19 protein-coding genes and 2 pseudogenes are annotated in these 21,017 nt (G+C 71.7%); 11 read left to right on the forward strand and 10 right to left on the reverse strand.

All coding sequences use genetic code 11. From position 1 onward, the window contains the following. The first annotated feature begins 57 nt into the window (after positions 1–57). Genes Aco03nite_RS25605 through Aco03nite_RS25620 form a run of 4 tightly spaced genes read left to right on the forward strand, consistent with a single transcriptional unit; the run spans position 58 to position 4,618 of the window. A complete protein-coding gene (locus Aco03nite_RS25605; protein WP_275415902.1) occupies positions 58–1,083 on the forward strand; it encodes a sensor histidine kinase in 1,026 nt (341 codons plus the stop codon). 45 nt (positions 1,084–1,128) lie between these two features. Further along, entirely contained in the window at positions 1,129–1,650 is a 522-nt protein-coding gene (locus tag Aco03nite_RS25610; RefSeq protein WP_203798660.1) for a PadR family transcriptional regulator, read from the forward strand. 38 nt (positions 1,651–1,688) lie between these two features. Next, positions 1,689–2,372 carry an ABC transporter ATP-binding protein gene (locus Aco03nite_RS25615; RefSeq protein WP_203798662.1) on the forward strand — a complete coding sequence of 228 codons (684 nt, stop codon included), beginning with the start codon at positions 1,689–1,691 and terminating at the stop codon, positions 2,370–2,372. Then, the gene (locus tag Aco03nite_RS25620) at positions 2,369–4,618 is read left to right on the forward strand and encodes an ABC transporter permease (RefSeq protein ID WP_203798664.1); all 2,250 of its coding nucleotides are present in this window, start codon (positions 2,369–2,371) and stop codon (positions 4,616–4,618) included. The genes Aco03nite_RS25615 and Aco03nite_RS25620 overlap by 4 nt, the downstream gene beginning before the upstream one ends. 253 nt (positions 4,619–4,871) lie before the next feature. Here Aco03nite_RS25620 and Aco03nite_RS25625 read toward each other — a convergent pair whose 3' ends face one another. After that, entirely contained in the window at positions 4,872–5,486 is a 615-nt protein-coding gene (locus Aco03nite_RS25625; RefSeq protein ID WP_203798666.1) for a TetR/AcrR family transcriptional regulator, read from the reverse strand. A gap of 41 nt (positions 5,487–5,527) precedes the next feature. On the opposite strand from Aco03nite_RS25625, the pseudogene Aco03nite_RS55055 reads away from it, so the two are divergent. Beyond that, positions 5,528–5,836 (forward strand): annotated as a pseudogene (locus Aco03nite_RS55055) (saccharopine dehydrogenase NADP-binding domain-containing protein); the annotation flags it as partial. A 1,459-nt stretch (positions 5,837–7,295) separates the two neighbouring features. On the opposite strand, the gene Aco03nite_RS25635 reads toward Aco03nite_RS55055, so the two are convergent. Both Aco03nite_RS25635 and Aco03nite_RS25640 read right to left on the reverse strand, forming a co-directional pair. After that, entirely contained in the window at positions 7,296–8,159 is an 864-nt protein-coding gene (locus Aco03nite_RS25635; protein WP_203798668.1) for a TIGR03620 family F420-dependent LLM class oxidoreductase, read from the reverse strand. Then, complete coding sequence (locus Aco03nite_RS25640; RefSeq protein WP_203798669.1) at positions 8,156–8,578, reverse strand: hypothetical protein; 423 nt, start codon at positions 8,576–8,578, stop codon at positions 8,156–8,158. The genes Aco03nite_RS25635 and Aco03nite_RS25640 overlap by 4 nt, the downstream gene beginning before the upstream one ends. Positions 8,579–8,662: 84 nt before the next feature. Between Aco03nite_RS25640 and Aco03nite_RS25645 the strand changes: the two genes are divergently transcribed. The 4 genes from Aco03nite_RS25645 to Aco03nite_RS25660 all read left to right on the forward strand — a co-directional run bounded on the left by Aco03nite_RS25645 (position 8,663) and on the right by Aco03nite_RS25660 (position 12,218). Next, positions 8,663–9,508, forward strand: a complete 846-nt coding sequence (locus Aco03nite_RS25645; RefSeq protein WP_203798670.1) for an aldo/keto reductase — start codon at positions 8,663–8,665, stop codon at positions 9,506–9,508. An 81-nt stretch (positions 9,509–9,589) separates the two neighbouring features. After that, on the forward strand, positions 9,590–10,579 hold the full coding sequence (gene mgrA, locus Aco03nite_RS25650; RefSeq protein ID WP_203798671.1) for an L-glyceraldehyde 3-phosphate reductase: 990 nt from the start codon (positions 9,590–9,592) through the stop codon (positions 10,577–10,579). A 49-nt stretch (positions 10,580–10,628) separates the two neighbouring features. Beyond that, entirely contained in the window at positions 10,629–11,657 is a 1,029-nt protein-coding gene (locus tag Aco03nite_RS25655) for a GAF domain-containing protein (RefSeq protein ID WP_239145425.1), read from the forward strand. A 12-nt stretch (positions 11,658–11,669) separates the two neighbouring features. After that, the gene (locus Aco03nite_RS25660; RefSeq protein WP_203798673.1) at positions 11,670–12,218 is read left to right on the forward strand and encodes a sensor histidine kinase; all 549 of its coding nucleotides are present in this window, start codon (positions 11,670–11,672) and stop codon (positions 12,216–12,218) included. On the opposite strand, the gene Aco03nite_RS25665 is transcribed toward Aco03nite_RS25660, so the two are convergent. From Aco03nite_RS25665 to Aco03nite_RS25695, 7 genes and pseudogenes are all read right to left on the reverse strand, one after another. Then, positions 12,193–13,239, reverse strand: coding sequence for a sensor histidine kinase (locus Aco03nite_RS25665; RefSeq protein WP_203798674.1), 1,047 nt, complete (start codon positions 13,237–13,239; stop codon positions 12,193–12,195). The two genes, Aco03nite_RS25660 and Aco03nite_RS25665, sit on opposite strands and share 26 nt — an antisense overlap. Next, on the reverse strand, positions 13,236–13,919 hold the full coding sequence (locus Aco03nite_RS25670) for a response regulator transcription factor (protein WP_203798675.1): 684 nt from the start codon (positions 13,917–13,919) through the stop codon (positions 13,236–13,238). The genes Aco03nite_RS25665 and Aco03nite_RS25670 overlap by 4 nt, the downstream gene beginning before the upstream one ends. Before the next feature lie 149 nt (positions 13,920–14,068). After that, positions 14,069–14,389, reverse strand: coding sequence for a hypothetical protein (locus tag Aco03nite_RS25675; protein ID WP_203798677.1), 321 nt, complete (start codon positions 14,387–14,389; stop codon positions 14,069–14,071). Beyond that, positions 14,386–15,606, reverse strand: coding sequence for a molybdopterin-dependent oxidoreductase (locus Aco03nite_RS25680; RefSeq protein ID WP_239145421.1), 1,221 nt, complete (start codon positions 15,604–15,606; stop codon positions 14,386–14,388). The genes Aco03nite_RS25675 and Aco03nite_RS25680 overlap by 4 nt, the downstream gene beginning before the upstream one ends. A 203-nt stretch (positions 15,607–15,809) precedes the next feature. Beyond that, a complete protein-coding gene (locus tag Aco03nite_RS25685; protein WP_239145422.1) occupies positions 15,810–16,451 on the reverse strand; it encodes a class I SAM-dependent methyltransferase in 642 nt (213 codons plus the stop codon). Positions 16,452–16,524: 73 nt separating this feature from the next. Further along, complete coding sequence (locus tag Aco03nite_RS25690) at positions 16,525–17,214, reverse strand: TIGR04282 family arsenosugar biosynthesis glycosyltransferase (RefSeq protein WP_203798681.1); 690 nt, start codon at positions 17,212–17,214, stop codon at positions 16,525–16,527. A 122-nt stretch (positions 17,215–17,336) separates the two neighbouring features. Continuing rightward, positions 17,337–18,002, reverse strand: a pseudogene (locus tag Aco03nite_RS25695) (glycosyltransferase family 2 protein); the annotation flags it as partial. A gap of 155 nt (positions 18,003–18,157) precedes the next feature. Between Aco03nite_RS25695 and Aco03nite_RS25700 the strand changes: the two are divergent. Both Aco03nite_RS25700 and Aco03nite_RS53125 read left to right on the forward strand, forming a co-directional pair. Beyond that, positions 18,158–19,231, forward strand: a complete 1,074-nt coding sequence (locus Aco03nite_RS25700) for an NAD-dependent epimerase/dehydratase family protein (protein ID WP_203798685.1) — start codon at positions 18,158–18,160, stop codon at positions 19,229–19,231. A 68-nt stretch (positions 19,232–19,299) separates the two neighbouring features. Further along, entirely contained in the window at positions 19,300–20,970 is a 1,671-nt protein-coding gene (locus Aco03nite_RS53125) for a hypothetical protein (protein WP_239145423.1), read from the forward strand. The last annotated feature ends 47 nt before the right edge of the window (positions 20,971–21,017 follow it).

The raw sequence follows: 21,017 nt of genomic DNA on the forward strand, positions 1-21,017 counted from the left end.
CTAACCCTCAGCTACGCCGGGTTCCTCATGGTCGCGGGATTTCTCCTCCTCGCTGCCGTGTGGATCTTTCTCCTGAGTTACGTCCCCGATCGTCTGCTCATCGATCCCGTCCACACCGAGAACACCGGTGTCTTCCCGGTCCGCTCCAATCTGCTCCGGATCTTCGCTCCGCCGGCCGCCGCCGTACTCCTGCTTCTTCTGGTCTTCGGTCTGGTGGGTGGGTGGTTCCTTGCCGGCCGGATGCTCGCCCCACTGGTCCGGATCACCAAGGCCACCCGCACGGCCGCCGGTGGCTCGCTGACCCACCGCATCGGCCCGACCGGGCGCCGAGACGAATTCGGTGAACTCGCCGTCGCTTTCGACGTCATGCTCGAACGGCTCGAAGCCCACGTCGGCGAGCAGCGACGATTCGCCGCCAACGCCTCCCACGAACTGCGCACCCCGCTGGCGATCAGCCGCACGATCCTCGAGGTCGCCCGCCACGACCCGACCCCGGAACACATCGAGCGCCTGCACGCCGTCAACACCCGGGCGATCGATCTCACCGAGGCTCTGCTGCTGCTCAGCCGCGCCTCCGCCATCCAGCCCGGTGGCCCGCTCCCGGCCGAGGGCGATCTCTTCCCCGCGGCCGATGTCGACCTCTCCCTCCTCGTCGAGGAGGCCGTCGAGACGCTGCTGCCGCTCGCCGAACAGCGCGGCCTGGCCATCGAGGTCACCGGCGAGCCGGCCCGGACCCGTGGCTCCGCGGAACTGCTCGCGAGGATGGCGACCAACCTCGTCCAGAACGCCATCGTCCACAATCTGCCCACCGGTGGCACCGTGACGGCCCACACCGAGGAACGCGGTGACGTGAGTGTGCTGCGTATCGAGAACACCGGCCGCACCCTCCCTCCCTCGTTGATGCCGAGCCTGATCGAACCCTTCCAGCGAGGAGCCGAACGCACCCGCACGGCCGATCACGCCGGTGCCGGACTCGGGCTGGCCATCGTGCACAGCGTGGTCCGAGCCCACGGCGGAGCACTCGACCTCGCCGCTTGTCCGGGCGGTGGCCTCCTCGTCACGGTGCACCTTACTCGCTCCTGAACTGGATATGCATCCGGTTTATAAACGGCGTGTATAGTCGTCGGCATGTCAGTCAGCTTCGCTCTGCTGGGCCTGTTGGAGAACGGTCCCCGGCATGGATACGACCTCAAGCGCACCTACGACGACACGTTCGGGCGTGACCGCTCCCTGCACTACGGGCAGGTCTACTCGACGATGGCCCGCCTGCTGAAGAACGGGCACGTCGAGGTGGAGTCGGAGCCGGGCGACGGCCCGGATCGGAAGAGGTATGCGATCACCGACGCCGGGATCACCGATGTCGCCGAGTGGATCGCCCGCCCGGAGAAACCCGAGCTGTATCTGCAGAGCACCCTCTACACCAAGGTGGTGCTCGCCCTGCTGACCGGGCGCGACGCCGCCGAGGTCCTCGACAGCCAGCGTGCCGAGCACCTGCGCCTGATGCGGGAGCTGACCCGGCGCAAGAGCGCCGGCGACCTCGCCGACGAGTTGATCTGTGACCACGCCCTCTTCCATCTGGAAGCCGACCTGCGCTGGCTGGAGCTGACCGCCGCCCGCCTGGATCGCCTGGCCGCGCAGGTCAAACCGTGAGCACCCATCCCGTTACCCCCGACGACGGAGCCCCCGCGATGACCGATCAAGCCCTGCTCAGCGCCGAGGATCTGCACCTCAGCTTCGGCGAGACCAAAGCACTCGACGGCGCCTCCCTGCACGTGCGGGCCGGCGAGGTGGTGGCGCTGATGGGGCCGTCCGGTTCCGGCAAGTCGACGCTGCTGCACTGCCTGGCGGGCATCCTGTCGCCGGAGTCCGGCCGGGTGGCTTACGCCGGGCGCGACCTGACCGCGATGTCCGACAGCGAGCGCAGCGGATTGCGCCGGGGCGAGTTCGGTTTCGTGTTCCAGTTCGGGCAGCTGGTTCCCGAGCTGACCTGCCTGGAGAACGTGGCGTTGCCACTGCGCCTGTCCGGGACGAGCCGTCGTGCCGCCCACCGGATCGCCGGCGAGTGGCTGGATCGCCTCGAGGTCGGCGACGTCGCCGGGAAACGGCCCGGTCAGGCGTCCGGTGGTCAGGGCCAGCGGGTCGCGGTGGCCCGGGCGCTGGTCGCCAAGCCCCGGGTCGTCTTCGCCGACGAGCCCACCGGCGCACTGGACTCCCTCAACGGCGAGCTGGTGATGAAACTGTTCATCGCCGCGGCCAAGGAGACCGGCGCGGCTGTCGTGCTGGTCACCCACGAGGCCCGGGTCGCTGCCTGGTCCGACCGGGAGGCCGTGGTCCGCGACGGCAAGGTCCGCGAGCAGGAGTATGCCCGATGACCACGATCAGACGCTGGTTCTTCGAGCTCGGGCTCGGCGCGCGGATGAGTGTCGCCGGCGGCCGGGCCGGCTGGACCAGGCTCGCGCTGATCGCCGCCGGAGTGGGCATCGGCGTGGCCGTGCTGCTGTCCGTCGCGACCCTGCCCGCCGCGATCGCGGCGAGCACCGCCCGCGAGGAGGCCCGCACCGACAACGCACAGGAGGACACGCCGAAAGGCGACAACACCCTGCTGATCGGTAACGCCACCACCATGTTCGGCACCGAGTCCGTGCACGGCCGGATGCTGCAGCCGGAGGGTGCGAACCCGCCGGTCCCGCCCGGTGTGACCACGCTGCCCGCCCCGGGTCAGATGATCGTCTCCCCGGCGCTGGCCGCGCTGATGCGGGACAACCCGCTGCTCGCGCAGCGGTGGGATGCCGAGATCGTCGGCACCATCGGCGAGCAGGGCCTGCGAGGGCCCGCCGAACTCGCCTTCTACCTCGGCGCCGACACCCTCACCGAGGAGACCGGCGAGCGGCTCGACCGATTCGGGTTCGCCGTCACCGGCGAGGACGAGGGCCCCGGAACCCCGGCGATGCTCCTGCTCAGTGCCGTCGGCATCGTGGTGCTGCTGATGCCGGTGATGGTCTTCATGGCCAGCGCCGTGCGGTTCGGCGGCGAGGCCCGGGACCGCCGGCTGGCCGCGCTGCGGCTGGTCGGCTCGGATGCCGCGATGACCCGGCGGATCGCCGCCGGCGAGACCCTGGCCGGCGCGCTCCTCGGTCTCGGCGTCGGCGCGGTGCTCGCGGTGGGCGCGGCGCTTGCCGCCAACCGGTGGGCCTCCGGAGCACTCAGCTTCTATCTGTACGACATGCGCCCGGTGCCCGCCCTGGCCGCCCTGATCGTGGTGGCCGTTCCCGCGATCGCCGTGCTGGTCACCCTGTCGGCCATGCGGCGGGTGGTGGTGCAGCCGCTCGGCGTGGTCCGGCTCAGCACGACGGTGCGCCGGCGGCTGTGGTGGCGACTGGTCCTCCCGGTCATCGGCGTGGTCCTTCTCTGGCCGCTCCGCAACGGCCTGGACCAGCAGAACCCGTCGTCGGGAGTGGAGTTCCAGGCCGCGGCCGGGGTCGCGCTGCTGCTGATCGGCCTGGCCCTGCTGCTGCCGTGGCTGGTCGAGGCGACGGTGGACCGCCTCGGTGGCGGCAGCCTGGCCTGGGAGCTGGCGATCCGCCGGCTCCAGTTCGACAGCGGCACCGCTGTCCGTGCCGTCTCCGGTATCGCCGTCTCGGTGGCCGGGGTGATAGCCCTGCAGGGGCTGGTCTCCGGCATCGAGAGCGTGGTCGCGACCGGTGGCACCGAGACCGGCCGGTTCCAGCACCAGATCCTGCCGGCCGCCGACGTCCCGGACGGCACCTGGACAGCCGCGCTGAGCAAGACCCCGGGAGTCCTGGACACCAGGACGATCAGGACGGTCCACGGGGAGCGCGACGGTGACTCGGTCGCGATCCGGATCGCCGACTGCGCGGCCCTGAGCCGTTACGCCGACCTGACCGGCTGTGCCGACGGAGAGGTCTACGGCATCGCCGTGCCCGACGGCCGGACCGAGTACCAGCTGCGGGACGAGACCACCTGGACACCACCCGCGCCGACCCGGCAGGTGGCGCCTTCCGCCGAGGTGGAGGGTTTCGGTTCGATGCTCCTGGTGACCCCGGCCGCGCTGGCCGGTGCCAAGGTGCCGCCGGCCGATCCGACGTTCGCCGTCGACCTGGACACCAGCCGCCCGGAAGCGCTGGAGCAGTTGCGGAACACGGCCGCGCTCCTCGATCCGCAGGCGCTCGTCATCGACCCGGGCAACGCCAGCGTGGCCGATGTCATGCGGACCAGTCGGCAGGGCCTGCTGGCCGGCACGATCGTCCTGCTCGTGCTGATCGGCGCCAGCATGCTCGTCAACGTCGCCGAGCAGCTTCGTGAGCGCCGCCGTGTGCTGGCCGTCCTGGTCGCTTTCGGAACCCGCCGCCGCACCCTGACCGGTTCGGTCCTGCTCCAGGCGACGGTCCCGGTCCTGATCGGAATGGTCATGGCAGTGTCGATGGGCAGCTCGTTGGCAGCCGTCCTGATGGCAGCCGTCGACGCCCCGGTGACCATCGACTGGTTCGGCATCGGCACCACGTCAGCGGTAGCGGCCCTGGTCGTCCTCGGCACCACAGCCGCGGCCCTGCCATCCCTGATGCGCCTGACCCGCCCGGGCAACCTACGCAACGAGTGACCGACCATGCCCACCTGAAGAAGCGCGGGCCGCCGAACCCGCCCCGTCGGCCCGCCCCCGCCCGCTGCCCCGCTGGCCTGCTGGCCCGCGCATCTCTCCAGCTTGACGCGCGCGGTTTCCCACGCGGCGGGTGTGGTTTCCCGCGCGCCGGGCGTGGTCTTCCACGCGGCGGGTGTGGTCTCTCGTGATATGTGCGGTCTCCGGTGACGCGTGCGGTTTCCCGTGGCACTTGCGGTTTCCGTGCGATTGGACGTTAGGTGATCAGTGTGCGGATCATGCAGTCTGCGGCCCAGGAGCGCCAGCGTTCGTGGGACCAGCCCAAGTGGTCCACCAGCAGTAGGTAGGTCTCGGGGGACAGCAGGGCGACTGTGGTGTCTGTGGTGGTGCTGACGTCCGTACGCAAAGTGGCCTTGGTTTTCAGAGCCTTGGCGAAGACCTCTTGGACCTCGCGGTGATGTCCGATAGCGGTCGCGCACACCTCGGCCAGCTCGGGGTCGGTGGCGGCGTTGCGGATGATGTCCAGCAACCGGGCCGCTCGGCGTAACACCTCGCCCACGCCCTCTACCTGGCGCTCGATCTGCCGGTGCGGATCGCTTTCGGCCAGGGCTGCGTGCACCCATGGGCGGCTCAGGGTGGGGATCGGCTCGTCGTCGCCGGCTATCGCCCGGTCCAGGGCGGCGATCAGGACGGCTCGTTTGTTGCCGAACGAGTAGTACACCGTCTGCTCGCTCACCCCGGCTGCGGATGCGATGGCGTTGATGCTGGTCGTGGCGTATCCGGACGTGGTGAACGTCGCGGTCGCGGCGGCGGTGATGCGGGCTCGGGTGGCGCGGGCCCGCTCGGCGCGCCCGTCGGTCTTTCCGGTCACAGTGCTTGACTATAGCGGCACTACAAAAACATTCTTAGAGCATGACTACAAAAACTTTGATCCTTGGCGGGTACGGCGCGGTCGGCAGGGAGGCAGCTGCGGCCCTGGCCCCGCACACGACCGTCGTGGTGGCCGGCCGCAACCCGTCGAAAGCTCCGGAGGGGGTGGAGGCACTCCGCGTCGACCTGACCGATTTTGCCCAGGTGGAGGCCGCACTCGACGGCGTGGACGCGGTCCTGATGTGCGCCGAGATCGACAACGCCCGGGTGGCGAGGGCCGCCCTCGAACGAGGCATCAACTATGCCGACGTCTCCGCGACCCCGTCAGTCCTCGCAGCCATCGCATCCCTCCGTCCCGGGACCAGGACCGAGACCAACGCCAAGACCGAGAGCGCGAGCGGCGAAAGGAGAGGGAGGGCGTTCGCGGACTCGCGCGAAGGAGGCCCGGGAGAGATCGTCGCGGGCTTGGGCGAAGGAGGCTTGGGAGAGGTGGTTGCGGGCTCGCGCGAGGGAAACCGGGTGGAGCGCGAGGGAAACCGGGTGGGACACGAGGGAGGTCGGGCGGAGCGCGAGGGCGGCCGGGTGGGACACGAGGAAAACCGCGTGGGACACGAGGGCGGCCGGGTGGGACGCGAGGGAAACCGGGTGGGACACGAGGGCGGCCAGGTGGGACGCGAGGGAAACCGGGTGGGACACGAGGGCGGCCAGGTGGGACGCGAGGGCGGCCAGGTGGGAGTGGTTGCGGGAACGCGTGGTGGTGAAGGAGCGAGCGACTCGGCGGTGGGTGGGGCGGCCTCGGGGTGGGATCGGGCGGGTGGCTCGGGGGCTACCGCGGTTCTCAGTGTTGGGATTGCTCCGGGGGTTACCAACCTGCTGGCTCGGTATGTCAGTGAGCGGGCTCCGGGGCAGCCGGTTCGGATCGGGGTGTTGCTCGGGTCCGGGGAGAAGCATGGGGCCGCGGCCGTCGGGTGGACCGTGGATGGGCTGGGGCAGGAGCGTGGGTCGTGGGTGGCGGAGTTTCCGGTGCCGTACGGGCGGCGCACGGTTCATCGGTTTCCGTTCTCGGATCAGCACACCTTGAATCTGGCTGACGTTCGGACCGGGCTGGCTCTGGACTCGCGGGCGTCGACCGTACTGCTGGGGCTTGCCAATCGTCCTGGTCTTGCTTCCTTCCTGCGTCGGCCTGGGTTGCGGGCGTTCACCGAGAAGGTCTTCGGTGGGCTGCATCTGGGGAGTGACGGGTTTGCGGTGATGGCGGAGGCCGGGGGAGTTCGGGCCTCGTTCGCCGGGAATCGGCAGAGTCTTGCCACCGGGCTGTTCGCCGCGCACGTGATCCGCCGGGTATGCGGGATGCGGGCCGGCGTCGCCCACATCGAGGACCTGGTCGACCCGGCCGAATTCCTCACCGCCCTCGCCGCCGACGGATTCCGCCTGGAGATCTGAAGGCCCGAACCCGGACCCGAGCCAGAAAACCGAACCCGAAGCCGCTGCAAGGCGAGGGTAGAGAAGCCAGACAGGGCGAGGAAGGTGAGGGGCCGGGCAGGGCGAGGAGAGCAAGGGGCTGGGCAGGGCGAAAGGAGGGGAGAGGCCGGGCAGGGCAGGGCGAGGAGGGGAGAGGCCAGAACTCCGGAGGCGAGCGGAGAAGAAGCGAGCGGGGAAGAGGCGAGCGGAGAAGAAGCGAACGGGGAAGAGGCGAGCGGGGAAGAGGCGAGCGGAGAAGAAGCGAGCGGAGAAGAAGCGACTGGGGAAGAAGCGAGCGGAGAAGAGCGACTGAGGAAGAAGCAGGAAGAGCGAGAGGGAAGCGATTGGATCAGCGGGACAGGCCGAGCAAGGTGGCCAGCTGCCGCCACTCGGTGAGGGGCAGGGAGCGCGGGCTGCCGGAGTCGACGAGGACCTGGACCGCCACGTGGTCGGCGCCCGCGTCCAGGTGGGCGTCGATGCCGGCCCGAACCCGGTCGTCGGTGCCCCACACCACCGCCGAGTCGAGGAAGCGGTCGGTGCCGTCGCCGGTCAGGTCGGACTCGTCCAAGCCGAAAGCAGCCAACTGCCGCGTGTAATTGGGCAACGAGAGGTAGGGCCGCAACGCCCGCCGCCCGCCCGCCCGGGCCCGCACCGGATCGTCCCCCAGGAAGACCTTCTGCTCGGGCGCCAGCAGCGGCCCGTCCCCGAGAATCCGCCGCGCGGTGGCGGTGTGCGCCGGCGGCATCAGATAGGGCAGCGCCCCCGCCGTCAACGCGGCAGCGGTCTCCAACGTCCGGGGCCCGAGTGCCGCGATCAGCAGCTCCGACGCCGGCACCGCACCCAACGGCCCGGTCAAGAACTCCCGCAACCGGGACAACGGCCGGGTGTACGCCTGCCCCCGAGCCTCCGCGGTAGGCGCATGCCCGGACCCCACCCCCAGATAGAACCGCCCCGGAAACGCCCGCCGGATCCGCTCATGGGAAGCCGCCAGCCGGGCCCCGTCGCTGGTCCAGATGTCGACGATGCTGGTGCCGACCACGATGTCCCGGGTGGCGGCCAGCACCGCCTCGACGATCCGCAGGTCGTCCCGGGGACTGCCGCCGATCCACACGGTGCCGAACCCGAGTTCTTCGACCTCCCGTGCGGCGTCCGCCACGTCGTCCGGCCAGATCTGCCACGGGGCCCACACGCCGTACCGTCCCAGGCTCTTCATGGGGTCATCTTGCGACCCTCCGCGGCGGTCGGCAACAGCAGCAGGATCGACAGCAGCAACGGGATACTCAGCCCCACCATGTTGCCGACGGCGTGCGCGGTGGAGAAGACGTCCAGGTGCAGGGCGTGCCACAGCCAGTGCTCGACGTTGAAGATCAGCCACGCGCCGCCGGTGACCCGGAGCAGGGTGACAGTGGGCTGCCGGAAGGTCAGCACACTGAGTACGGCCAGCGCCAGGTAGAGCCCGCCGACGTCCCGGACCAGGTGCTCGTTGTACGGGCCGAGCAGGGACACCCAGTTCCATCCGGGCGCCGGGAAGTCCCGGTAGAACGACAGGGGCAGGACCGCCGCCCAGGTGCCGACGACGACGGCCTGCACCGCCAGCAGCAGGACACAGACGCGCTTTCCGAAAATGGTCATGCTCACAGGACGATCGGGTGCCGCTGAAAGTGACACCGGTGGGTAGGTAGAGGATGAGGAAACACCAGATCATCGGGAGGAACCATGCAGATCCGTCGCATCGGTGACGTCCCGGTCGGCGCGATCGGTCTCGGCGGCATGCCGATGTCGATCGAGGGCCGGCCGGACGAGGGGCGGTCCGTCCGGGCCGTGCACGCCGCGCTGGACGCCGGGATCACCCTGATCGACACCGCGGACGCGTACCACGTCGGCGCGGCCGAGGTCGGGCACAACGAGACGCTGATCGCGCACGCGCTGGCCACCTACGGCGGCGACACGTCACGGGTGCTGGTCGCGACCAAGGGCGGCCACCTGCGCCCCGGCGACGGGAGCTGGTACGTCGACGGCCACCCGGACTACCTGAAGCGTGCGTGTGAGTCGTCGCTGAAGCGGCTCGGTGTCGACGCGATCGGCCTCTACCAGCATCACCGCCCGGATCCGGCGGTGCCGTACGCGGATTCGATCGGCGCGATCCGGGACCTCCTGGACGCCGGCAAGATCCGGATGGCGGGTATCTCGAACGCGAACCCGGAGCAGATCCGGCAGGCGCGGGAGATCCTCGGCGGGCGGCTCGTGTCGGTGCAGAACCAGTTCTCGCCGGCGTTCCGGTCCTCGGAGGTGGAGCTGAAGCTCTGCACCGAGCTGGGCATCGCCTTCCTGCCCTGGTCGCCGCTGGGTGGCATCAAGTCGGCGGGTTCGCTGGGTGGCGCGTTCGCCGAGGTGGGCGCGCGGCACGGGGTCAGCCCGCAGCGGGTGGCCCTGGCCTGGCACCTGGCCAAGTCGCCGGTGAGCATCCCGATCCCGGGCGCCAGCCGCCCGGAGACGATCACCGACTCGGCGGCCGCGACCGAACTCCAGCTGACCGCGGAGGACCTGGCAGTCCTTCCGTGACGAAAGCCGTCCGTCCGCGGCGGAAGCCGTCCGTCCGGGACAGAAGCCGTCCTTCCGTAAGAGAACAGGCAAGGGAAAACCGTGGAATACCGACGTAGTGGCCGCAGCGGCCTGAAACTGCCCGTGGTCTCGCTCGGCCTGTGGCACAACTTCGGCGACGACAAGCCGGTCCAGACCCAGCGCGACATCCTGCGCCGCGCCTTCGAGCTGGGCATCACCCACTTCGACCTGGCCAACAACTACGGCCCGCCGTACGGGTCGGCGGAGGAGAACTTCGGCCGGATCCTGGCCACCGACTTCGCGGGCCGTCGCGACGAACTGGTCATCTCGACGAAGGCAGGCTACGACATGTGGCCCGGCCCGTACGGCAACGGTGGGTCCCGGAAGTATCTGACCGCCTCACTGGACCAGTCGCTGAAGCGGATGAACGTGGACTACGTCGACGTCTTCTACTCGCACCGTGTCGACCCGGAGACGCCGCTCGAGGAGACGATGGGGGCCCTGGACGCGGCGGTACGCGCGGGCAAGGCCCTGTACGTCGGCATCTCGTCGTACTCGCCGGCGAAGACCGCGGAGGCCGCCGCGATCCTGCGGGATCTGGGCACCCCGCTGCTGATCCACCAGCCGTCCTACTCGATGCTGAACCGCTGGATCGAGGACGGCCTGCTGGACGCCCTGGAGCAGGCCGGCGCGGGATGCATCGCGTTCTCGCCGCTGGCCCAGGGCATGCTCACCGACCGTTACCTCAAGGGTGTGCCGGCGGATTCCCGGGCGAGCGCCGACAAGTCGCTGAGCACGGATCTGCTCAGCGACGAGAACCTGGACAAGATCCGGGCTCTGAACGGCATCGCCGAGCGCCGCGGCCAGACCCTGGCCCAGCTGGCGATCGCCTGGGTGCTGCGGGACAAGCGGATGACGTCGACGGTTCTCGGCGCGAGCAGTGTCGCCCAGCTGGAGGCGAACGTCGCGGCCCTGGACAACACCACGTTCACCGACGACGAGTTGGCCGAGATCGACAGGTACGCCACCGAGTCGGGCATCAACCTGTGGGCGAACTCCAGCAATAACTGACTCCCGCCCGTCGGCAGGCCTCTACCGTGAGGTGTCGACGGGGGTGACGATGAACGATCCCGGCGGCATCGCGAAGCAGAACCACACCCTGCGGGCGGTGCTGGACAGCCTGGACGCCGCGGTCGTCGGCTGTGACGACCGCGGCCGGGCGGTGCTGACCAATCGCAGCGCCCGGTTGCTGTTCGGGTTGTCCGACGACGCCGGGCCGGTGGAGCACTGGGACAAGCGGTTCAGCGGTTTCCGGTTCAGCGACGTCCGGGGCGACATGATCGCCGCCGCGGACATGCCGGTGCCGCGGCTGCTGCGCGGCGAACCGGTCCGCGACATGATCATCGTCGTGCACATCGACGAGACCGCCGACCGGACCTTCCGTGTGCACGGCACCCCGGTCACCGGCGACGACCAGCTGGCCGCCGTGATCGCCGTGCACGAGGTCACCCGGGAACGACGGGCCCAGACGCTCAAGGAGTGCGAGCAGGAGGTGTCGTTCCTGCTGGCCAAACCGGAACCGGCGGACGACGTCATCGCCGACACGATCGAGCTGATCGGCCGGCGGCTCGGCTGGGCGGCCGTCGACTTCTGGAGCCTGGACCAGGTCGGTGACGTCCTGCGCCGCAAGGGGTGCTGGGCCACCGACCGGAACACCCTGCCCTGCGAACTGCCGGACCTGCTGGAGCAGGGAGTCGGCATCCCGGGTATGGCCTGGGACCGGGGTGACCCGGTCTGGTGCACCGACCTCGACAGCGATCCGGACGCTCAGCGACAGGCCACGTCCTGGCTGCCGCTGCGGGCCGCGCTGGCGGTGCCGATCCCCAGCGGCGCGCTCGTGCTCGGTGTCCTGGTCTGCTACAGCGTCAACCACGAGACCCCGGACGACATGCGCACCGCGGTGATGACCGGGATCTCCGCGCACATCGGCGAGTTCCTGGAACGACGTCGCGCCGAACAGTTCGCGGCCGAGCTGGAGGCCACCCGCGACGAGTACATCGCCCTGGTCGGCCACGAGCTGCGGACCCCGCTGACCAGCATCCAGGCCAACGCCGACCTGCTGCGCGAGGAACCCGGCATGCCCGCCTAGGACCGCCAGGCCATGATCGACGTCATTCACCGCCGGGCCGGTGACCTGCACTCGCTGATCGTCAGGCTGCTCGACGTCGCCGGCGCCCGGTCCGGGCACATCCGCCTGCGGCGGCAGCGTTTCGACCTGGCCGCGGTGGCCCGGTCCGCCGTCGACAGCGCGGTGGACCGGCGCCCGCCGGTCACCGTGGACCTGAACACCCCGGCCGAGGTGATGATCGACGGCGATGCCGAGCGCGTGCGCGATGCCGTGGACGAGCTGCTGCGCAACGCGCTGACCTGGGCGCCGGACGACAGCGTCGTCGGTGTCACGGTGCACGCCGACCCGCACACCGCGGTGCTCGCGGTCAGCAACACCGGCGCCCGGGTGCCGGCCGAGGAGCATGCCCGGATCTTCGACCTGTTCTACCGCACGCCGGACACCCACCAGCAGGGCATCCCGGGCCACGGACTCGGCCTGACCCTGGCCCGGGCCATCGTCGAACAGCACGGCGGCGCGATCACCGTCAGCGAGCCGGACGAGGCCGCCACCACGTTCACCGTCCGCCTGCCCGCCCGCTGACCCTCGTCTCGTACGCGGGCAGGCGCACCTCGAACCGGCAGCCCGGCCCACTGTTGCGCACCGCCACCCGCCCGCCGTGCGCTTCGACGAGCCCGCGCACGATCGCCAGCCCCAGCCCGCCGCCACCGGATCCGGCGGCCTCCGGGGTCCGGGCGCGTTCCCCGCGGAACGCCACGTCGAAGACCCGGCCCAGGTCGGTCTCCGGAATGCCGCCGCAGGTGTCGGACACCGCCAGCCACACGTCACCCCGCTCGTGACCGGCGGCGATGTGCACGGTGCCGTCCTCGGGGGTGTACCGCACCGAGTTGATCAACAGGTTGCTGACGATCCGGGCGAGTTCCCGTTCCCCGGCCCGGACCAGCGGCCAGCCGGTGTCCGCGGCCACCAGCCGGATGCCCCGGCGGGCGGCCAGCGGGGCGACCCCGGCGAGCGCGTCCGACACCACCTCGCTCAACGGCACCGTGGTCGGCGTCAGCCGCAGCGCCCCGGCGTTGATCCGGGACAGTTCGAACAGGTCGTCGACGAGCTGCGTCATCCGGTCGGTCTCCACCCGGATCCGCCTGTGGTACTCGCCGACGGTCGCCGGATCGTCGATGATCCGGTCCTCCAGCGCCTCGGCCATCGCCCGCAACCCGGCCAGCGGCGTCCGCAGATCGTGCGACACCCAGGCCACCAGCTCCCGGCGGCCGGCCTCCAGATGCCGTTCCCGCTCCCGGGCCGCCTGCGCCCACACCGCCGCCGCGGCCAGCCGCCGCCCGAAGACCGCGCCGACGGCCAGGCTGATCACCGCGGACGCGGTCACCGTGACCAGCACGACCCACAGATCGTGCGAGGACAGGAACATCGCCCGGGCCACCGTCGCGACCCCGGCCACCACGGCCAGCACCGTGACGGTGAGCAGCACCAGCACGTGCACCAGGATCGACCGGCCGCGCAGCAGCCGCAGCGTCCCGGCCCCGGCCAGGCCGACCACGCCGCCGGCGGCCAGCGCGTACAGCCCGATCAGCAGGGTGTCGTTCATCGCGGGTCGTACCGGTAGCCGACACCCCAGACCGTGCGGATCCGGGCCGGCGCCGCCGGATCGGGCTCGATCTTCTCCCGCAGCCGGCGCACGTGCACGGTCACCGTCGACTGGTCACCGAACTGCCAGCCCCACACCTTGTCCAGCAGATCCGCCCGGGACCACACCCGCCCCGGATTACCGAGGAGAAAGGCCAGCAGATCGAATTCCCGTACGGTCAGCGGCAGTGGTGTCCCGTCCCGTTCGGCGATCCGGCGCGCCAGGTCCACCGACAACTCGGCGTCGGTGAGTGTGCCCGGCGCGGACGGGTGGACACTGCTGCGGCGCAGCACCGACCGGATCCGCAGCACCAGCTCCCGCGGCGAGAACGGTTTCGTCACGTAGTCGTCCGCGCCGACCTCCAGCCCCAGCACCCGGTCGGCCTCCTCACCGAGCGCGGTGAGCATGATGACCGGCAGATCCGGGAACCGCCCGCGCAACCGCCGGCACACCTCGAGCCCGTCGACACCGGGCATCATCAGATCCAGTACCACCAAATCCGGCACCCGCTCGGCGACCGCGGCCAGCCCGGCAGCCCCGTCGGCGGCCAGCCGGACCTCACAGCCGTCCTGCTCCAGATAGCGCCGCACCACGTCACTGACCGTCGGGTCGTCGTCGACCACCAGCACCCGATGTCCCATCCGGCCACGCTACCGAGCCCCGGCCCACCCGACCCCACCTGCACTCCTTGCGATTGTCTTACGGCCGCCCGCCCTCAGCGACACCCCAAGATCAAGATCCGATTGCTGTCGTACGACGGGAGCAGCGCAGCCCGGACTCTCCGCCCCGGCTATGGCGTGACCATCAGCGGTAGCGCCACGACGGCGAGAGCGGCGGCACTGATCACGGCGGCGGTGACCACGGTCCGGTAGCGGGCCGGGACGAACCGGGCCAGCACCGCGCCGACGGCCAGAACCACCGCCATCCACAGCACGTCGTGCACGATCAGCACCCCGGCCAGGAACAGCAGCACCCCACCCACCGCCACGTCCGGATCGGTCAGCGAGCCCACCACCGCGAACCCCATCACCAGCACTCCCGCGGCCACCAGCACCGCCCGCGCCCGAACCGCGCCTCCCGTGCCCGGATCTTCGTGCCGCTGTGATCTCATCGCAGTTCCCGGACGGTGATCCGGCCCAGCCACTTCGTCTGCATCACCCCGGGCCGGTTCGGGGCGATCAGCCGGGCCGGATACCCGTGGTCCAGATGCAACGGCTCCCCACCGAGCCGCAGAGCGATCAGGGTCAGCGGATCCCGGGTGTGCTCCGGCGCCACCACCGACGTGCGGTACCGCCCGGCCGCCTCCAACGACTCGACCTCCACGGCTGCCCGATCCGGATCAGTGCCGACCAGGGCCACCAGATCCCTGAGCCGCACGCCGGACCACAACCCGGTGGCGCTCCACCCTTCCACGCAGGAGATCGGTAGTTCCACGGTGTGCTGAACGAGAGCGTGCAGGGCGTCCAGTCCCAGCCCGATCTCCCGGCCCGGGGCGGCGACGGTGAGCCGATAGGCCGGGCCGAGCGCGAGATCCCGAACCCCGGCCCGGTCAGCGGTCCGATTGACCGGCAGACCTTGCGGCCCGTCGTCAGGCCGCCGCGGAACAAGAACGACCAGAGGCGAAAGCGGCCCGGCCGTCTGCCCGACCGAGGTGACCGTGACCAGCCCGGCCGCCACGGCGACCCCACCGAGAATCCCCCGGCGACTGAGCCCGCCCACCACGTCCCCGCGCACCACGTCCCCGCGCACCACGTCCCCGCGCACCACGTCCCCGCGCACCACGTCCCCGCCCGCCACGTCCGCGCTCACCGGCTCGTCCTCGCCCATCGGCTCGCCCTCGGTTCCGGCGCGGTCGCCCGGCCGCTGGGGGACGGGCCGGGCGAGTGCCGCCCGCACCACCGGCAGTTGCACGCCGATGTGCACGAGCAGCGCGCCGATCACCAGCCAGCCCACCCAGTAGTGGGCGGCGGTGAAGAAGAACGGCATCGGTGCGTACCAACGGCCCACGTTGAGGACACCACCGACGACCTGGAACAACGCGGCGGCGACCAGGACCGCGACACTCACCCGCTCGGCGGCGTGCACCACCGACCGGGCCGGTGGCCACTGGAAGAGGCGCGGATACACCGACCACAGTTTCGCCCCGAGCAACGGCACCGAGGCCAGTCCGGTCGCCACGTGCAGCCCCTGGGTGAACCGGTAGAGCCCGACCGGCCGCGACGGCCACCCGAACCAGCCCGGTGGGTGCTGGACCAGGTGACTGAGCAGCCCGGTCACGAAACAGACCCCGAACGCGACCCCGAGCGCCAGCCCGAGCCAACTGCTCAACCGCGCCGACCGCACCCGGGACGGAAACGCGCCGGCACGCATCGGTCCGCGCCGCAGTCCCGCCGGGGAAACCGGAAGTGGTGCCCGGTGGTGGCCCGGTCCACCCGGATCCCGGCGGCCCGCAGCCGTTCGGCCAGGGTGCCGCAGCCACCGCGTCAGGCGTCCGGGCCCGCCGGTCGGTGCCCGGTCTCCCGGCTCGTCCGTCATCGGCGGGTCAGGGTGGCGAACCATCGGCCGGCTCCCGTCCACGTGTCGATGACGCGCATCGCGGTGGTCTCGGCCAGGACGGGGAGGACGTCGAGGGGGACACAGGCCCAGGGCAGGGCGCTGGCGGAACCCGCCGGGGTTCGCACGGTGGCGATGCCGGACCAGGCCGGAACACCAGGTGGAGCCAGTTCGACGTGTAGTCGCCCGGCCGGGGCCAGCAGTTCCCGGCAGCGGGCCAGGAGACGGTGCGGGTCGCCACCGATGCCGATGTTGCCGTCGGCCAGCAGCAGATGCCGCCAGCGGCCGGTACCGGGCACCGGCTCGAACACGTCCCGCCGCAGCGCCACCGCGCCCCGTTCCCGAGTCAGCCGGACCGCCTCGGCGCTGACGTCGATGCCGAGTGCCGGATGACCGGAACCGGTCAGTGCCGCGGTGAGCCGGCCCGGCCCGCACCCGATGTCCAGGGTCGGTCCGTCGCAGCGGGCGAGCAGCCCTTCGTCCCCCGCGATGGTGTCCCGGCACCAGGATGCCGGGTCGAAGCGGAGCATCCCGCCGCTCGGATGCCGGGCGACGAACGCGGCCGGAACTCCGGCGGCGGCCCGGCTGATGGCGGTGTCGAACACCGCGACCGCGGTCACCGCGCGCCCGTCGTACCGAAGGCGACGCCCGTCAAGAAGTTCTGGTCTTTGTCCGTGCGCCTGGTTCCCACGGTCATCGGCTGGCTCCGGCCGGTGCGGGGACGTGGGCGGTGACGGCGGTGGCGAAGAGACCGCCGGGCGGGCACAGTGCGGCGACACGGCGCGCGTCGTCGGCGGTGTCCACGTCACACAGCACCGGCAGCGGCGCGACCCGCAGACCCCGGGCACGTAGCGCGGCCAGGGTCCGGGCCCCGGTGGTGTCGACCGAGGTCGGGATGTGGCGCAGCACCTCGGCATGGCCGGGGTCGCGCAGTCCGAGCGCCCACCACCCGCCGTCGGAGGCCGTGCCGAGCACCGCGTCCGGCTCACCCGCCGTGCCGAGCACCGCGTCCGGCCCACCCGCCGCGCCGAGCAGGGTGAACGCCGCGTCCAGATGGGCGGCGGTGATCTGCGGGGTGTCCATGCCGATCAGCACGGTGGCGGTCCCGGCCCGGCGGGTGTCGGCGAAGGCGTTCGCGAGCCGATCACCGAGCACATCGCCGCGTTGGGGGAGCGTGTTCCAGCGAGGCGGCGCCGGGACGACACCGTCGACGACGAGGACGCGGGTCCGGGCGGCGCAGGCAGTGCCGGCGGCCAGAGTGTCGGTCAGCGCGGCGGCCGCGACCAGCGCCGCCTGCTCCGGCGTGCACGGCGGGCAGAGCCGCGTCTTGACCCGCCCCGGCACCGGAGCCTTGGCCAGGAGCAGCAGCTGAGCGGCCCTCACCGCGGCACCTCCACGTCATCGCGGTCCAGCGGCGAAGAAGCCGGAACGGGCTCCACGCGGCGACGGTCCAGCGGTGGAGAGGCGGGAACAGGTTCCGCGCGGCGGCGGTCCGGCGGGGGCGTGCCGGGGGAGCGGGCCAGCACCGCGCTCATGTCGCGGATCGCGCGTGCCGTGCCGAGGACGGTTCCGGTGACCTTGGAGCGGGTGCCGGCCGCTCTCGGGTGGTAGGCGACGTCCACCTCGATCACCCGCCATCCGGCCCGCGCGGCGGCGATCAGCAGTTCCAGGGGGTAGCCGAACCGGCGGTCGCGCAGCCCCAGGGCCAGCAGTTCGTCGCGCCGGAACGCCCGCATCGGCCCGATGTCGTGGACCGGCAGCCCGCAGGTGCGGCGCAGCCGGTGGGCGAGCACGGCGTTGGCGGCCCGCGCATGCAGCGGCCACACCCCGCGGACGGCCGGTCGGCGCCGGCCGGTGCCCAGGTTCGCGGTGCCGGCCAGCACCGGAGCGGCGACCAGCGGCAGTTGTGCCGGGTCGAACGAGCCGTCCGCGTCCATCACGCAGACCACCCCGTCGTCCGGGGCGGACGCCAGGATTCCGGCGTGCACGGCCGCGCCGTACCCGGGTTCGGTCACGCTGATCACCTCGGCGCCGCAGGCCCGGGCCTTGTCGGCGGAACCGTCGGACGAGCCGTTGTCCACTACGATCGGCCGGTACCCGGACGGCATCCGGGACAGCAGATCCGGCAGGGCGGCGGCCTCGTCCCGGCAGGGAAGCACCACATCGGTCATACCGCCGGACGCTAATTCCGATCCGGCCCGCAAATCCTTACCGGACGATGACGAGATCTTACGAAACCATGACGTGACCAGGCGAATCTTACGAACCGCTGACGGCCGGGCCGGATCGGTTCCGCCCGCCGCGGCACAGTCCTAGGTTCGGCGCCGTGACTCGTGTACTAGTGACCGGCGGCGCCGGCTTCATCGGAACCCATGTCGTGACGGCCCTGCTCGACGCCGGCCATCACGTGACAGTCCTGGATGCCGGCCATCCCGGCGCCCACCGTGTCCCACCGCCCGGTGAGGTGGCCGGGGTTCCGGTGCGGCGGGCCGACCTCACCGACCGGGCCGCGGTCGCCGCGGCGCTGGCCGATGTCGATGCGGTGGTCCATCAGGCCGCGATGGTCGGCCTCGGCGTGGATCTGGGAGATCTTCCGGAGTACGTACGCTGCAACGACCTCGGCACCGCCGTCCTGCTGTCCGAGATGGCCCGGGCGGGTGTGCAGCGGCTGGTGCTGGCCAGTTCGATGGTGGTCTACGGCGAAGGCGCCTACTCCTGCCCCGATCACGGTCCGGTCCGTCCCGCCGCGCGAACCGTCGACGACCTGTCCGCCGGTCGGTTCGACCCCGGCTGCCCGGTCTGCGACGCGGCGCTGTGCCCGGAACTGATCGGCGAGGACGCGCCCCTGGATCCGCGCAGCGTCTACGCCGCGACCAAGGTCGCCCAAGAGCATCTGACTGCCGCTTGGGTACGTCATACCAACGGCACCGTGGTCGCCTTGCGCTACCACAACGTGTACGGGCCGGGCATGCCGCGCGACACCCCGTACAGCGGGGTCGCGGCCCTGTTCCGGTCGGCGCTGGAAGCCGGCCGGGCCCCGCGGGTGTTCGAGGACGGCGCCCAACGACGCGACTTCGTGCACGTCCGGGACGTGGCGGCGGCCAACGTGGCCGCCCTGACCGCGACCGGCGAACGAGTGGGTGGGCAGGCGGGCAAGCGGGCCGGTTGGCGGGCGTACAACATCGCCTCCGGCCGTCCCGTCACCGTCGGTGAGATGGCCGCCGGCCTCGCGCGGGCCGCGGCCGGCCCGCCCCCGGTGGTCACCGGCGAGTACCGCCTCGGCGACGTCCGCCACGTGGTCGCCTCCCCGGCCCGAGCCGCCGCCGAGCTGGGTTTCCAGGCCACCGTCCCCCTGACCGAGGGCCTCACCGAATTCGCCACCGCATCCCTACGCGGATGAGTAGGGACAGGCTCACGCGGATGAGCGAGGACGGGCCCACGCGGAGGAGCAGGGACAGGCTCACGCGGATGAGCAAGGACGGGCCCGCGCGGCCGGTCGAGGAGCGAGCCGTGCGGCGGTGGGCCCGGCCCGACCTGGTCGCCGTCGGGGTGGCGTTCGCCCTGTTCGCGGTGGCTGCTGTTGCCGGTGGGGTGCTGTACCTGCTGGGCCGTCCGGTGCACGCGAGCGCGGCGCCCCTGTTCGCGCACTGGCTGCCGCACGCCGGCCCCGGAACCCCGTTGGCGCTGCTGGTGGCGGTGCTGGTGTGGTGGCGGGGCCCGGAGCTCGCGGCCCGGTTGTCGTGGCGGCGGCTGATGGCGGTGTCCTACGTGACATCGGTGGTGTGGACGCTGGCGCTGGCACTGATCGACGGCTGGCAGCGTGGGGTCGCCGGCCGGTTGACGACCGAACACGAGTACCTGCACGAGGTCCCCGGCGTCACCGACATCCCCCGCATGCTGTCCGGTTTCACCACCCGGATCCTGGACTTCCAGCCGGACTCCTGGACCACCCACGTGTCCGGCCACCCACCGGGCGCGCTGCTGGTCTTCGTCTGGCTGGACCGAGTCGGCCTGTCCGGCGGCGCCTGGGCCGCGACCCTGGTCCTGCTGGTGTCCGCCCTGGTAGCGGTAGCGGTGCCGGAAACCGTCCGGTTGCTCGGCCCGGCGGGGTCGGCGGGCCGGGCACGGGCGGTGGTGCCGGAAACCGTCCGGTTGCTCGGCCCGGCGGGGTCGGCGGGCCGGGCACGGGCGGTGGTGCCGTTCGTGGTGCTGTTCCCCGGCGCGGTGTGGTCGGGTGTGTCCGCCGACGGCTTGTTCGCCGGGGTGACCGCGACGGGCGTGGCCCTGCTGGCGCACGGGGCGGTGCGGGCCCGGCCGGTGAGCGCGATCGGTGGCGGCGTCCTGCTGGCCTTCGGCTGTTACCTCTCCTACGGCCTGGTACTGATGTCCGCCCTGGCAGCGGCCGTGGTGCTCCTCGCCTGGTCACGCCGAAGGCAGGAGAAGGAGGCGGAGGGAGGCGCGGCGCCCGCGACCGCCGACGACGCCGTGCCGGTCGGGCCCGTCACCGAGGCCGGGAAGGGCGTGTTCGTCGCCGTCGGGTGGGCGCTGGTCGGTGTGGTGCCGGTGGTGGTGGCGTTCACGGCCGCCGGGTTCTTATGGCCGGACGGCTATCGCCTGGTCATCGAGCGCTACTACCAGGGTGTGGCCAGCGCCCGTCCCTACGGCTACTGGGTCTGGGCCGACCTCGCGGTACTGGTCGTAGCTGCCGGCCCGGCCGCGGCCGTGATCGTGCGCCGCACGGCCCGTGCCGGATGGGCGGCCCGTGCCGGATGGGCGGCCCGTGCCGGATGGGCGGCCCGCGCTGCATGGGCGGCCCGCGCCGGACTGGCGGCTGGAAGAGGATGTCGGACACCGGCACCGCTCGCAAGCGCGAGCGATCAGGTGAACCGCGGCTCATCACACGGGGATGCCGCGCCCCACACCGTCGCCTGGGTTCTGCCGCTCGCGGCCGTCGCGGCGATCGTCGCCGCGGATCTGTCCGGCTACAGCAAGGCCGAGGTGGAGCGGATCTGGCTGCCGTTCACGGTTTGGCTGATGGCGGGCGCGGCGCTGATCCCGCCGCCGGACCGCCGGGGCTGGCTCGCCGCGCAGGCGCTGGTGGCCCTGACCGTCAACCACCTGCTGCTGACCCGCTGGTAGCCGGCCCGCCGCAATCCGGTGCACCGGCGATCGAGCCGGTACTGAAA

Source organism: Actinoplanes couchii, from assembly GCF_016862075.1.
GTDB classification, from domain to species: Bacteria; Actinomycetota; Actinomycetes; order Mycobacteriales; family Micromonosporaceae; genus Actinoplanes; species Actinoplanes couchii.

What these genes read in the sequence shown, in the direction of transcription:
- Aco03nite_RS25610 (WP_203798660.1), top strand. Translation starts at nt 1,129, where the DNA reads ATGTCAGTCAGCTTCGCTCTGCTGGGCCTGTTGGAGAACGGTCCCCGG.
- Aco03nite_RS25615 (WP_203798662.1), top strand. Translation starts at nt 1,689, where the DNA reads ATGACCGATCAAGCCCTGCTCAGCGCCGAGGATCTGCACCTCAGCTTC.
- Aco03nite_RS25620 (WP_203798664.1), top strand. Translation starts at nt 2,369, where the DNA reads ATGACCACGATCAGACGCTGGTTCTTCGAGCTCGGGCTCGGCGCGCGG.
- Aco03nite_RS25635 (WP_203798668.1), bottom strand. Translation starts at nt 8,159, where the DNA reads ATGAAGAGCCTGGGACGGTACGGCGTGTGGGCCCCGTGGCAGATCTGG.
- Aco03nite_RS25640 (WP_203798669.1), bottom strand. Translation starts at nt 8,578, where the DNA reads ATGACCATTTTCGGAAAGCGCGTCTGTGTCCTGCTGCTGGCGGTGCAG.
- Aco03nite_RS25645 (WP_203798670.1), top strand. Translation starts at nt 8,663, where the DNA reads ATGCAGATCCGTCGCATCGGTGACGTCCCGGTCGGCGCGATCGGTCTC.
- Aco03nite_RS25655 (WP_239145425.1), top strand. Translation starts at nt 10,629, where the DNA reads ATGAACGATCCCGGCGGCATCGCGAAGCAGAACCACACCCTGCGGGCG.
- Aco03nite_RS25660 (WP_203798673.1), top strand. Translation starts at nt 11,670, where the DNA reads ATGATCGACGTCATTCACCGCCGGGCCGGTGACCTGCACTCGCTGATC.
- Aco03nite_RS25665 (WP_203798674.1), bottom strand. Translation starts at nt 13,239, where the DNA reads ATGAACGACACCCTGCTGATCGGGCTGTACGCGCTGGCCGCCGGCGGC.
- Aco03nite_RS25670 (WP_203798675.1), bottom strand. Translation starts at nt 13,919, where the DNA reads ATGGGACATCGGGTGCTGGTGGTCGACGACGACCCGACGGTCAGTGAC.
- Aco03nite_RS25675 (WP_203798677.1), bottom strand. Translation starts at nt 14,389, where the DNA reads ATGAGATCACAGCGGCACGAAGATCCGGGCACGGGAGGCGCGGTTCGG.
- Aco03nite_RS53125 (WP_239145423.1), top strand. Translation starts at nt 19,300, where the DNA reads ATGAGCAAGGACGGGCCCGCGCGGCCGGTCGAGGAGCGAGCCGTGCGG.